The 13274-nt window shown below is 52.7% G+C and carries 9 protein-coding genes, 1 tRNA gene and 5 pseudogenes; 6 read left to right on the plus strand and 9 right to left on the minus strand.

Features of this window, described 5'->3' with window-relative positions:
• Positions 1-103: 103 nt before the first annotated feature.
• From sstT to TKWG_RS08465, 4 genes and pseudogenes are all read right to left on the minus strand, one after another.
• Positions 104-1338 (minus strand): annotated as a pseudogene (sstT, locus tag TKWG_RS08450) (serine/threonine transporter SstT).
• A gap of 265 nt (positions 1339-1603) precedes the next feature.
• Complete coding sequence (locus TKWG_RS08455; RefSeq protein WP_014750443.1) at positions 1604-2197, minus strand: DUF421 domain-containing protein; 594 nt, start codon at positions 2195-2197, stop codon at positions 1604-1606.
• A 164-nt stretch (positions 2198-2361) separates the two neighbouring features.
• Positions 2362-3866, minus strand: a pseudogene (locus TKWG_RS08460) (tripartite tricarboxylate transporter permease).
• Positions 3867-3970: 104 nt separating this feature from the next.
• Positions 3971-4417 (minus strand): annotated as a pseudogene (locus TKWG_RS08465) (tripartite tricarboxylate transporter TctB family protein); the annotation flags it as partial.
• 228 nt (positions 4418-4645) lie between these two features.
• On the opposite strand from TKWG_RS08465, the pseudogene TKWG_RS08470 reads away from it, so the two are divergent.
• From TKWG_RS08470 to TKWG_RS21405, 3 genes and pseudogenes are all read left to right on the plus strand, one after another.
• Positions 4646-5317 (plus strand): annotated as a pseudogene (locus TKWG_RS08470) (response regulator transcription factor); the annotation flags it as partial.
• Positions 5318-5459: 142 nt separating this feature from the next.
• Positions 5460-6455, plus strand: coding sequence for a sensor histidine kinase (locus tag TKWG_RS08475; RefSeq protein ID WP_050981573.1), 996 nt, complete (start codon positions 5460-5462; stop codon positions 6453-6455).
• Positions 6425-6724, plus strand: coding sequence for a sensor histidine kinase (locus TKWG_RS21405; RefSeq protein WP_050981574.1), 300 nt, complete (start codon positions 6425-6427; stop codon positions 6722-6724). The genes TKWG_RS08475 and TKWG_RS21405 overlap by 31 nt, the downstream gene beginning before the upstream one ends.
• 28 nt (positions 6725-6752) lie before the next feature.
• On the opposite strand, the gene TKWG_RS08480 is transcribed toward TKWG_RS21405, so the two are convergent.
• The 5 genes from TKWG_RS08480 to TKWG_RS08500 all read right to left on the minus strand — a co-directional run bounded on the left by TKWG_RS08480 (position 6753) and on the right by TKWG_RS08500 (position 10945).
• Entirely contained in the window at positions 6753-7025 is a 273-nt protein-coding gene (locus tag TKWG_RS08480; RefSeq protein ID WP_014750446.1) for a hypothetical protein, read from the minus strand.
• Between the two features lie 140 nt (positions 7026-7165).
• Entirely contained in the window at positions 7166-7642 is a 477-nt protein-coding gene (locus tag TKWG_RS08485) for a GNAT family N-acetyltransferase (protein WP_014750447.1), read from the minus strand.
• Positions 7643-7706: 64 nt separating this feature from the next.
• Positions 7707-9047, minus strand: coding sequence for a hypothetical protein (locus TKWG_RS08490; protein ID WP_014750448.1), 1341 nt, complete (start codon positions 9045-9047; stop codon positions 7707-7709).
• Between the two features lie 462 nt (positions 9048-9509).
• Positions 9510-9585: transfer RNA gene (locus TKWG_RS08495), tRNA-Met, on the minus strand.
• A gap of 133 nt (positions 9586-9718) precedes the next feature.
• Positions 9719-10945 (minus strand): lytic murein transglycosylase, encoded by a 1227-nt coding sequence (locus TKWG_RS08500; protein WP_014750449.1) that lies wholly within the window; start codon positions 10943-10945, stop codon positions 9719-9721.
• 465 nt (positions 10946-11410) lie between these two features.
• Here TKWG_RS08500 and TKWG_RS23600 point away from each other — a divergent pair, with 465 nt between their 5' ends.
• The 3 genes and pseudogenes from TKWG_RS23600 to TKWG_RS24770 all read left to right on the plus strand — a co-directional run bounded on the left by TKWG_RS23600 (position 11411) and on the right by TKWG_RS24770 (position 13227).
• Entirely contained in the window at positions 11411-12064 is a 654-nt protein-coding gene (locus tag TKWG_RS23600) for a hypothetical protein (RefSeq protein ID WP_238534397.1), read from the plus strand.
• A pseudogene (locus tag TKWG_RS22995) lies at positions 11953-12858 on the plus strand (S41 family peptidase); the annotation flags it as partial. The gene TKWG_RS23600 and the pseudogene TKWG_RS22995, both read left to right, overlap by 112 nt.
• Before the next feature lie 51 nt (positions 12859-12909).
• Positions 12910-13227, plus strand: coding sequence for a carboxy terminal-processing peptidase (locus tag TKWG_RS24770; protein ID WP_238534398.1), 318 nt, complete (start codon positions 12910-12912; stop codon positions 13225-13227).
• The last annotated feature ends 47 nt before the right edge of the window (positions 13228-13274 follow it).

Here is a 13274-nt window from a genome sequence, read left to right on the forward strand (position 1 = left end):
CGGTGGTTCTTTTCATCGAACTCACGGCAGAAAAAAAACCGGCCATGGGCAGTGCCATGAACCGGTTTGCTGTTTGTCAGTGCAGCTTGCAAAGCGTGCTGTTTCAGATTGCGTTCTGGCGTTCTGCCCCCGGGCTCTGCATGGCTTGGTCCGCCGCAGCAGTAAACAACACATCGGTCGATGAATTGAGCGCCGTTTCGCTGGAGTCCTGCACCACACTGATGATGAAGCCGACCGTAACCACCTGTGCGGCCAGATCATTGTTGATGCCAAACAGACTGCAGGCCATCGGAATCAACAGTAGCGAACCGCCAGGTACGCCCGAGGCGCCGCAGCGCCGATTGTTGCCAGCACACTTAACAATAGTGCCGTCGGAATATCAACCGGAATGTTCAATGTATGGACGGCAGCCAATGTCAGCACTGTGATGGTAACAGCGGCCCCGGCCATGTTGATGGTTGCGCCCAGCGGGATGGAGACCGAGTAGGTATCTTCGTGCAAGCCCAGTTTTTTGCAAAGCAGAAGATTAACCGGAATGTTGGCGGCAGAGCTGCGCGTAAAAAAGGCGGTCACACCGCTTTCGGCCAGGCACCGAAATACCAGCGGATAGGGATTACGGCGAATTTTGAAATACACTATAAGCGGATTGACGATCAGTGCGACAAACAACATGCACCCCACCAGAACCAGCAACAGTCGGCCATAGGCCTTGAGTTCGCCCAGACCGGTGGTTGCCACGGTCACTGCAATCAGACTGAAAATGCCCAATGGCGCCAGGCGGATCACCCAGCGCACGACATTGGTCACGGCTTGCGCGGCGTCGCTCAGGATAGATTTGGTGCCCGCGCTAGCGTGACGCAGGCTGACACCCAATAAAATGGCCCAGCTCAGGATGCCGATATAATTGGCTGTCAGGATGGCATTGACGGGGTTATCGATTATGTTGAGTACCAGCGATCGCAACACTTCTACAATCCCTGCCGGGGCGCTTTGCGTAACCTGGCTGGTTACCAGGGTGAGCGTGGTGGGAAAGGCAAAGCTGGCCACCACGGCAACCAATGCCGCCGAAAATGTACCCAGCACATAAAGTAATAAAATGGGCTTGATATAAACTTCGGTGCCACTACGATGCTGGGCAATTGCAGCCATGACCAGGACAAAGACCAGCACCGGTGCGACGGCCTTGAGGGCGCCGGTAAAGAAGGTGCCGATAATCTGACTCGCTTGGGCGGCTTGTGGGAAAAATACGCCAAATAAAATACCAAGAACCAGACCGATGATGATCTGGCGAACGAGATTGCCGCGGGCGATAGCGGCCAAAAAATGCTGCAAAGTCATGACATTATTCCAGAATGCATGTGTTCCGGCAGAACCGTGGGCAGCAGCACCACGGGTACCAGCTCAGACGCGCGGCGGCAAAGGCTGATCCGTATCTGCAGGAAAACGTAAGACGTGTTGCGGTCGGGCAACGAAAAAATGGGATGCGCGGCTCAGGTTTGTCCCGAAAAAACGCGATGGGCGTCATCTTAGCTGCTTTTTTGCTCTTTGTGTTTCGAAATGATGACATCAGGCCAAAACGGGTCAGCGCGCAGGGTAGCTGGTTTTACCGGCTATTGGTCGTTGTCGTCCCAGGTTCGGGTCGCCTGAATCGTCGCGGCTGATGACCGGCTTGGGGGGCAGCGCCAGCACTGTCTGCGCCATCTGAGCCGTTATGCGTGTCGGCCTTGATGACGCTGATTTCGCCATTGGCTTCCAGAAAAGCACGCTTGACCTGCACCAACTCATCTACGCCATTGATGCGCAACTGTTCCAGTAATTCGGCGCGGGTGACGTATTCGCGCCGCATATTTTTAAGCTGCAGGATGCCATCCTTGACCAGTAACAGCCGATCAGGCGAGAGCACACGGTCTACCACCGGAAAGAAGTATCCCAGGCGGTCGACCAGAAATGACCAAAGAACGATGCCGGCTGCCACGAGCAAGCCATCCGTGACGGTGTCAGAAGATCCCGATAGCCCATTGCCGACGGCTTCCGATACCAGCATTACGACGACGATGTCGGCAAAACCCAATGAGCCGATGTTGCGTCGCCCGCCGAACCGGAATAGTAGATAAATGCCCCAGTAGATGGCCGTACTGCGTAAAAAGGCCTCGCCGAATGTTTGTTGCATTTGAAATATTTCGCTTAGCATAATCATAAGGAAATTCCTGTGAAGGTCGGGGAACACGAACAGGGAGTTAACCTGCAGAGTATACCCTGCGGCCCTCGACCATCAAAAAACCGCCCTGTGCTGGTGAGCACAGGGCGGTCGTTAACTGCTGCCAGGCAGACCCGGGCATGTGGTCTGCCTGGGGCGGTGGTTTATTCTTCTTCGACGAACGTTTCTTCGCGTTTCTTGCGAATCGAGGGCAGTGCAACCAGCACCACCAGCGCCGCGGCCAGGATCAGCAGTGACATGGACAGCGGACGAGTGACGAATGTACTGAATTCACCACGGGACAATAGCAGGGCGCGACGGAAATTCTCTTCCATCATCGGGCCCAGTACCAGTCCCAGCAACAGCGGTGCGCCTTCACATTTGAGTTTGCTCCACAGATACCCAATCACACCGAAAATGGCCATGATGTATATATCAAACACGTTATAGTTCAGCGAGTAAACACCGATAGTGCAGAACAGAACAATGGCCGGGAAGAGGACTCGGTAGGGTACTTTGAGCAGCTTGACCCACAGACCGATGAGCGGCAGGTTCAGAATCACCAACATCAGATTACCGATCCACATGGAAGCAATCAGGCCCCAGAACAGTTCCGGGTGGCTGGACATGACCTGTGGTCCCGGCTGGATGTTGTGAATAGTCATGGCGCCGACCATCAATGCCATCACGGCGTTGCCGGGAATACCCAGCGTCAGCAATGGGATGAAGGATGTCTGCGCAGCGGCGTTATTGGCCGACTCAGGTCCTGCCAGTCCGGCAGGATGACCTTTGCCAAAGCGATGTGGCTGCCTGGAAATTTTCTTTTCCAGCGTGTAAGAAGCGAAGGACGACAGCACAGCGCCGCCTCCGGGCAAGATACCCAGCGCCGATCCCAGCAGCGTGCCGCGGATACATGCCGGTGCCGCTTCACGTAGTTCCTGACGGTTCGGGTACAGCGCGCCAATCTTGTCTGTAATATCCACCCGATTTTCTTTCTGCGCCAGGTTGTTCATGATTTCGGCCAGACCGAAAACGCCCATGGCAACCACGGCAAAGTCAATGCCGTCCTGCAGTTCGGGAATGCCAAAGTCAAAGCGGGCCACGCCGGAGTTCACATCGGTGCCGACCATGCCCAGCAACAGCCCCAGCAGGATCATGCAAATTGCCTTGGGCAGGGAGCCAGAAGCCAGTACGACAGCGCCGACCAGACCCAGTACCATCAGCGAGAAGTACTCGGCGGGTCCGAATTTGAATGCAACTTCGGCCAAGGGCGGCGCAAAGGCAGCCAGCAGCAGGGTGGCAAAACAGCCGGCAAAGAACGAGCCCATTGCAGCGATCGCCAGCGCAGCGCCGGCGCGACCGTTTTTGGCCATTTGATGGCCGTCCAGCACGGTAACGACTGCCGATGTCTCGCCAGGCAGGCGACCAGGATAGCCGTGGTCGAGCCGCCATATTGCGCGCCATAATAAATCCCGGCAAGCATGATCAGGCCCGCGGTTGGGGGCAGAATGTAGGTTAACGGCAGCAGCATGGCAATCGTGGGCACAGGGCCGATGCCGGGCAAGACGCCGATCAGGGTGCCCAGAATACATCCGAGCAGGGCATAGGCCAGGTTTTCAGGCGTAAAGGCAACCGAAAACCCCAGGGCCAGATGTTGTAATAAGTCCAGCATGATTATTTTCCTTTGATCCGACGTACCAGCATGACGACTGCAATCACCACACCCAGCGGGATAGTGATCTGTGCCAGAGTGCTCCATTCGGCAATCGGTTCCGGCCAAAGTGGGAATATCAGACCCAGGCCTTTGACGAAGGCCAGCCAGGCGAACACGGTCAGGAAGATGGCGTTGCCCACGGCTATTGTCAGACTGAACTCATGACTGGCCAGGCTGCAGAAAATGACCAGCAGTGGAGTGGCAATGTACAGCCCAAGGTGGTCCAGCATAATGCCGTACAGGCAGATACTGCCAATAATCAGAAATAGAATATCCCAGTCGAAATGGCCAACAGCGCTGTCCTCGGCCGGCTCGCCGCGCAGGGCGTTGAATGTGACGATTGCGCCCAGCAATGCCATACAGACAGCCAGCCAGAAAGGGAAATAGCCTGGGCCCATGCGGCTTGGCGTGCCCATGTCATAGCTGTAGGAAAATATGACAAAGCCCAGGCCGATGACCACAAACATCAGGCCGGACCAGAAGTCCTGTTGATTTTTTATCTGCATAATTTACCTTTTAAGTCTCCACTAAAATTGCAGGTGTATAGCCTGAGGATTGTATAGAGACAAAAGTCTTGCAGAGGATGACGAAAACATTACCGTTTTGTCATGATTGCATTTGAATAAAAATGTATATTGGAATTCGGATCAGTACGGCACACGCGCGGCATGAAATTGTATGATGCTCGGGTGGCGGCGCAACGCCGGCAAAAGGTATAGATATAGGGGACGCTCATGTGGCACTGTTTGGTCATTGAGGATGATTATGAAAACGCAAGGTATATTGCCAATGGCCTGAATGAGTTGCGGCACGATGCTGTGGTCTGCGGCAATGGCGCGGACGGCATGCGACGCGCCTGTGAAGAGCAATGGGATATTATTATCCTGGACCGGATGTTGCCTGGAAATATAGATGGCCTGTCTATTCTTTCCACACTGCGCGCGCTGGGCAACAAGACGCCTGTGCTGGTGCTCAGCGCCCTGTCGGGCGTGGACGAACGCGTTCGTGGCCTCAAATCGGGCGGCGATGATTACCTCACAAAACCCTTTGCCTTTTCCGAGCTGATCGCCCGGATCGAGGCGCTGATCCGGCGGGCCGGCAGTGACGATACCATTAAGCAGTTGCGAGTAGGGGATCTGACGCTTGATTTGATCAGCCGCAAGGTAGAGCGTGGCGGCAAACTTATCAATTTGCAGCCGCGCGAATATCGTCTGCTTGTCCATATGATGCAGAACGCAGGCAACGTGGTGACCCGCACCATGTTGCTCGAATCTGTATGGGATTATCGTTTTGATCCACAATCGAATGTGATTGATGTTCAGATCAGTCGCCTGCGCCGCAAGATTGACACCGGCTTTCAAACCCAGCTGATTCACACGGTATGGGGCGAGGGCTATGTGCTGTCGGCTCAGGGACAGGCCAGCGGGCAGGATAACGCGCATCATGATTCGTCAATTTGTCCGTTTTCTGGATCGGACATGGAATTCGATTTCCTTTCGACTGACATTCAATTATGGAATGCTGGCCATCTTTTCCATCCTGATCCTGATGGCATTTATTTATTTGCAGGTGGTCGGTGCGCTGCATTCCCAATTGCAGCGGCAAATCGCGTCCACCACTCATAGACTGGTGACCGATTTCGAAGCCGGTGGCTCAGACCGGCTTATCCGTTCCCTTGCCTTTACGCTGTCCGATGACGTGGATTCAGACAAGGGGCTGTATCTGTTGCTCAATCAGACCGGTGAAAAGGTGATCGGCAACCTGGATGCGGCGCCGCTCTCGCGGCTGTCGGAGATAGCGGAAGCTGAGGTGAGCAACGAGGGAGTTGCGCTGAGCGGCCGGTTCAAGATATCGACACTGGATGACGGTAGCACGCTAATTGTCGGTGTGGATCTGGCCGACACCAATAGAACCATCGCATTGATCGGGCAGGCCTGCCTGGTCACGCTATTTGTTGCGTTGATGCTGGTGATCGTGGGAACGTTTATATTCAGGCGCGAGCTTGATTACCGGGTCAGCAGCATTCATAAGACAGCCACGCAAATTAGCAGTGGGCAACTGTCCTCGCGAATACCACTGTCTGAAATACACGATGAGTTTTATCATCTGAGCCGTGAAATCAATTCAATGCTGGATCGTATCGAGGCACTCATGAAAGGCGTTCGCCATGTGTCCGATACGATTGCGCATAATCTGCGTACGCCACTAACACGCATTATCAGCAGGCTGCGCACTGTGCAACGGCCTGGCCATTCGGCGCAGGAGGTGCTGCAGGCCACGCATTTTGCCGTTCAGGAAATTGAAAATCTGAATCAGCTATTTGAGAAATTATTGCAGATCTCCGAGATTGAAGCCGGCGTACATCGGCAACGCTTTCGCATCTGTGATTTTTCAGCGATCGCAGACGATGTTATTGACCTTTACAGTGCCTTTGCCGAAGATCGGCATCACCAGCTGTCGTTAAGTATCCAGGCGACTGCCATATCCAGGGGGATGCGGACCTGCTGGCCAGCATGCTGGCCAACCTGGTGGACAATGCATTGAAATACACCAGTGAGCATGTCTGGGTCAGTTTGCATGCAGAGCAGGGCCAGTTATCGATTCGAATTGAAGACGATGGCCCTGGTATACCTGCCAGCGAATATGGCAATGTCGGCAAACACTTCTATCAACTGGATCCCAATGCCACCGGCTTTGGGCTTGGGCTCAAAAGCGCCATGGCCATTGTGGCCATGCACGAAGGAACGCTGACGTTTGAGGACCGCCGGCCTGGGCTCACAATCACAATTGTGTTTCCGATCGAGCAGGGTTAAGTGCCGCTCACTGGCCGAATACAGGGTGTCAGCCGAAGTTGGGCGCTCGTCTGCCGACCTTGGTTACACCCGATTCATCAATTTGATAGAAATCGTTCGGGCTGTTCCAGCACTCGTCAAATAATGCATCCAGACGTTCTGGTCCGAGTTTGTCGTATGCGTTTTCCTTGACCAGCACAAATCCATCCCGATGGCTGTTCATATAGTATTTCACAAGTGATAGCTGTTTGCCCACCCGGTAAGCTTCGTAGACCACGCCTAATGCATCGCCTTTACGTACAGCCCATTTTTCAAATGCCATCGCTGTCTCCCAGCTCAATTGCCCACTATACAGCAGATACGGCAATTGTATGCTGTCAAAGCAGTGATGCAATGATGCAGTGATGCGGCGAGGTGGCGAGGTGGCGAGGTGGTCCGGGGATCAGCAGATGGCTCTGGCCCTTATTCTGGTCCACACTCAGTCTTGGTCAGCTGCAGCACCAGGCGTAACATGTCATAAAGCCTGATGCCGTCTTCAATGATAGGTTTGTTGTAGTTGTCGATGAAAAAATTACGTTCAATGCCAGTCACTCGAAAGCCTTGTCGTTGGTAAAAGGCGAGTTGGTATCCGAACGACCCTGTTCCCACTTCCAATTGTTGAGCGCCGGATCGACGATAAAAATCGATAACCCACTTGAGCAGCAACGTGCCTGTACCTGATTTTTGGTGCTCCGGATGCACGGCGATGCTCATGATTTCGTGCGATGTGGGTCCCAACGGCCGTACCAGGCATGCGCCAATCACCATTGCGCCGAGGGAAGCGACAAAACATCCTGATTGGTGAAGATACGAGCGAATCTTTTCCTCGGACGGGTCGGCAAGCAGCAATAGATCAATTGGCGCTTGCGTTGGCGGCACTTGTTGAATGAGGAGCGGCATATTTTAGATGTGGTATTCAAAAAATTGCAGTGCAGAGTTGTGTGTGGTCATGCGGGCAGTGAAACTATTGCGCAGGAAGATCAACATTGATCCGCTTGCTGTCGCGCTTCCCATTATCAAGAACGTAACCCGTAACTTCAATTTTGTTTGGACGTCCACTGATCTCAAATAGCGTACTATTTTCAGGGGAGTACGGTTTGATCGATGTTCGTTGACCATCTATGAAAAGATAGAATGCGAAAAAGGGTTTAATAAAAACACCAGGGACTACATGAACTGACGCCAATAAATTCGAACCATCTAGCGTTGCGGTCACTTCAAATTTTTCTTCTTCTTGCGCAGTGTCGATGCTCTGTTGTTCCGAAGCGACCACTAAATCTATGGGTGTGTCGCTTTGTTGTGCCAAAGCAGTCAAGCCGATAGGTATATCGCTTTGTTGTTTCGGATCTGTTAAGTCGAGTGGTACATCCGAATTGTCTATTAACCACTTCAAGCAAGTTGTGACCGTTTTTTGATTGGGCGCATCCAGTCCTTCGTCGAGTACGTCGAAGTGGGCAAATACATTATTCACGCGTTGATTTGTAAGATTTTTGCTATCGATAGCAAATCCAAGATTGTTTAAGAATGGACTTGCATGTGACGCGACATGCACGTCTGTTTTGTTTTCCAGAAACAATAGCTTTACAGCACTCGGAATCTGATAATTGCGTTGCAAGTCGTAATATATACCCTCGCGAACTAGGCGGGCTGCTAAGTCCTGCTGCGAAATTTCGTCATTTATACTTAATTCTGAATTACGTGTCGGGAAGGCATTTTTCAAATAGCTAATCACAAATGTCTTGTCGCATTGGGCTAAGGAAGTTTGAGGATTCCAAACAAGGCAGCCCGTGGATTCAGTCATGTACGGTAAAACAGATAAGGCGCCGAAACTACCTGCAGAGCCGCCGAATAATACTAACCGCGCATTATAGTGTCGAGCAAGTTTGTTGAGCCAAGTACCAATGACTTCAATCGCCTTTGGTGCATTCTCGTTCCCGGTATACCACGCAATATTGAGATCCTCGGATTTCGAGATTGTCGGATCTGCAACCGCTAAAACGGGTAGTCGCAATTGCTCCGCAATATCAAGTCCAAAGAAGAACGGACCTTTTTGTTTGTCTCGAAGCGCCATATCGCCGGTAAATCCCACCAGCAAAATACGTTCTTGTGATGGGCTGCATTCATCGAGCAGAACATGATTGTGCAGGAGCAGATCAATGGAATTTCCATCGGTAACGAATATGCGATGGATGCCGTCCTGATCCCAGGAGGCGTCTGGCGTTATTTCGTCGCTGTGATGGTCGATAACGTTCTCATTCCATTGGAAAACATCGTACAAATCATGTGTGTTGTTTGCGTTTTTCATGCGGAATTCGTGAGTTCAAAAGGAATAATATAGCTCGATTGAACGAATTAGTCGTGTGAAGCCGCCAGATCCAAGATTTTCACAAAAACTCTCAGGTGTCTATTTGGTATCGCATGTGCGTTGCTTGTCTTGAAGCGGATCCCGTTAAGTGCTGTCACCAATGCTTTTCATTTTTTTGAGTATTTGGGAAAATTACCGCGCAGATACAAACCTGCCGCTGTTGGCACGCACATGGGCAAGTTGGCACGCTTAGGTCGGCACGCCATTATTTGTGATTAAGGAAAGCGGGGGATTCTGAAATGCTTAAGAGGTATGCGCAGCAAATGCGGAACATCCGACCATCCACGCAAACATGGTTATCGTTTGGCAGCCGCAAGTTGTTGAGTTTGTTGCAGACAACAAAAAGGCCGCGTGCGAGGCGGCCTAAGTATTTGATATTGCAATAGAATAAAACTGTGTAAATGGTGGCTCTTCCCGATTCGAACGGGGGACCTGCGGATTATGATTCCGTCGCTCTAACCGACTGAGCTAAAGAGCCATTCTCACAGCTTTCACCTCACAAAAATGAGGCTTCATTCAAACTGGCGCTGCATACAAAAAACCTGATTGATCGCAGAGCAACTGAATGAAGCATGAAACTATATCAGGATTTTTTTTTCTGCGCAAGCTTTTTATTGCAACGCACGCAGGATTTTCTGCCCGGCGCGTCCGTCCGGCGTCAGCCCAAGCTTGCTTTGCTCTGTTTTGATGGCCTCGCGCGTTTTGCTGCCGATCAGACCGTCGGGTTCACCGATATCGTAGCCTCGGCCCAGCAGGGCTTTTTGCAGCGTTACCCGGTCGGCTCGCGACAGGCCGGGGTCGTCCGTGGGCCAGGCGGTAACAAAGGGGCCCGCGCCGCGCAGCCGATCACTTAAATGCGCAATGGCCAGGGCGTAGCTTTCGGCCGCGTTATAGCCATAAATCACGTCGAAATTTCGAAATACCAGGAATGCTGGTCCGGCAGCGCCCGCTGGCGTCAGCAGGCCCGCTTTCTGGTTGCCTGAAACACGCGCATCCAGCGGCTGGCCGTCTATGGTCGTGACACCTCGCGCAGCCCAGGTCGAGATGGATTTTTTATTACGTCGGCCTTCACCCGCCGTGTTCATGCCGGCAGGCAGGCGCACTTCAAATCCCCAGGGTTGTCCGGTCTGCCAGCCGCCCTTGGCAAGAAAGTTGGCGGTCGATGCCAGCGCATCAGCCGAGTTGTCCATCAGGTCGCGGCGCCCGTCGCCATCGAAATCCACGGCCAGCCGCTCAAAGGTGGAGGGCATAAATTGCGTGTGTCCGAAAGCGCCCGCCCAGGAACCGACCAGGCGCTGCGGTTGGATGTCGCCTGATTGCAGAATCCGTAGCGTGGCAAAAAATTCTTTCTGAAAGTAGGCCTGTCGACGTCCGTAACAACTGAGCGTGCCTAGCGCCTGTACCAGCGGATATTTACCCTGTGTCTGTCCGAAGTTGCTTTCTACACCCCAGACCGCCACGACCGTGGCCGGGTCTACGCCGTATTGTGCAGATACACGCTGTAATACATCGGCATGGCGGGTAAGGTTGCTTTTGCCTTCACTAACCCGTTGCTCATCCACCAACCCGGCCAGATAGTCCCAGATTGGCTGGCGAAATTCCGGCTGGTAATTGAGCTTTTCCAGAATACTCATATCCGGCGTGACGCCCTGGGTAAACCGGGCAAAGGATTGCGTGGAAATACCGGCGCGGGCTGCCTGTGGTTGCAGTTTTTGCAGGCATGCGGCAAAATCGCCGCCGTTTTGTGCAAACGCCGCGCCCGGAATGCCAATTGTAATTAATATGGCAAGCCGCTGCAGTGAGCGAGAATGAGAACGGCGCGAGCGGCTGATAGGCATGAATACTGCTCCTGATTGTGATCGAATCGTGTAATGGATTGAAGTCAAATTCTAACGTATGTGCCATTTTGTTTGTGATTTCATGTGTTTGGCGGAAAACATGGGTAAAATTGACCGCAGTTCGTTAGAATCAGTATCCATTATCCTATTCACTCGTTGAGATTGCATTGTATGAAGTTGAAAGTATTGGCAACGGCTCTGGCACTTCTGGCTACCTCGGCCTGTGTATACGCCGACTCAGAAGCGCTGAACCGTATCGAACGGCTTGAGCAGTCGCAATCCACGCAGCATCAGTTGCTGGTTCAGAACAGCAGCCCTTCGGCCAATGCTTCTAAAGCGCCGGTCTCGCAGAAGAAGCCCGAGAAAAAAGCGCTGGAACCCACCGTCGATCAGGCCAAGGCTGCCATTATCGTGGCCAATATCCTGACGCGCTTTGAGTATGACAAGAAGCCGCTGGACGAGAATATGTCGCATGCGGTATTCAAGGAATACCTCAAAATGATGGATCCGGCAAAGTTGTATCTGCTCAAGTCGGACATCGATGAATTCGAGCCGGTGCGCCAGAATATTCACACCATGCTGATGACCGGTCGTCTTGCGCCGGCGTTTGCCATGTTTGAAAAATATCGCGATCGTGTTGAACAACGATTCGATCATGCTCTGGCCCTGCTGGATAAGCCGTTTAACTTTGACGTTGAAGAATCCTTCAATCTGGATCGCAAGAAAGCGGAATGGGCGACTTCTGAACAGCAGATCAACGATCTGTGGCGCAAGCGGGTCAAGAATGATTATCTGCGTTTGAAACTGGCCGGCAGCAAAGACAGCGTCATTGTCGAGAAACTCAAAAAGCGCTATATAAACAATCGCAACCAGATCATGCGCATGAACGGCGAAGACGTTGCCGAGATGTTCCTGAATGCCTACGGCAACAGCACCGATCCACATACGTCATATTACAGCCCCAGCTCTGCAAAAAATTTCGACGTACAAATCAGCCTGTCGGTAGAGGCATTGGCGCCGTCTTGCAAAAGCGCGATGAATACGGACAAATCCGTGAAGTGGTGCCCGGTGGCCCGGCAGCCAAATCCGGCAAACTCAATCCGGGCGATCGCATTGTAGCGGTTGGCCAGGGTGAATCGGGCCCCATGGAAGACGTGGTCGACTGGCGTCTGGATGATATCGTCAAGCTGATTCGCGGCAAGCGCGGCACAACGGTGCGTATTGAGATCATTCCGGCCGAAAGGGGCATGGAAGGCAAGCACACGACGGTTTCTATCGTCCGCCAGAGAGTAACCATGGAAGATCAGGCCGCCCGCTATCGTATCTATGAAGCGGGGGCCGATGGTGATAAGCGCAAGGTTGGCATCATCACGATCCCCAGCTTCTACGAAGATTTTGACGCGAAAGCGCGCGGTGAAAGCAATTACAAAAGCCTGACCCGCGATGTCCGGGTGATTCTTGAAAAGCTTGAAAAGGAAGGCGTGGACGGCGTTCTGCTGGATCTGCGCAACAATGGTGGCGGTTCGCTGAGCGAAGCGGCCAACCTGAGTGGTCTGTTCCTGGGCGGCCCCAATCCGATCGTGCAGGTCAGTACCGCCGAGGGAACCACGTCCAATGTTCGCAGTGCAACGGGCAAAATCGTCTGGAACAAACCGGTAGGGGTCATGGTCAATCGCATTTCGGCCTCTGCATCGGAAATTTTTGCCGCTGTAATTCAGGATTATGGGCGCGGCGTCGTCATTGGTGATCCGACATGGGGCAAAGGCTCCGTGCAGACCATTCGAGGTCTGGATGAGTTTTTGCGGCGACATGAAGGCGAGGAGCTGGGGTCGCTCAAATGGACCATCCAGAAATTCTTCCGTGTCAACGGCAGCTCTACGCAGGCAAAGGGTGTTGTACCCGATATCGTGTTCCCGTCAGCCTTTGATCCTACTGAACTGGGCGAGTCCAGTTATGAGAACGCGATGCCATGGAGTAAAATCGCGCCGACCAAGTACAGTGGATACGATTCGCTCGCTGAAAAAATCGGACCACTCAAAACCATGCACGAGCAGCGTACGCAGCAATCGGAAAGCTGGAAGCTGTTGCTAGACGAGTTGGCATACGCCCGCAAGACATCCGACAAGAAAGTTATTTCACTGCGTTATGCCACACGTTTGGAAGAGCGTGAAAAAATGTCCATGGAACAGTCACAGTTTGAAGAGCGCCGTAAAAAACTGGGTGAATCCGATGTTAACTCTTTCCGTCTTGATGATGGCCTGGCAGCAGGGGAAGCAATCTGACGCAAGAGCTGGCGGACGAGAAAAAACGTAAGGAAAGCCTGGATATT

The sequence above is a fragment of the Advenella kashmirensis WT001 genome (assembly GCF_000219915.2).
GTDB lineage: Bacteria > Pseudomonadota > Gammaproteobacteria > Burkholderiales > Burkholderiaceae_B > Advenella > Advenella kashmirensis.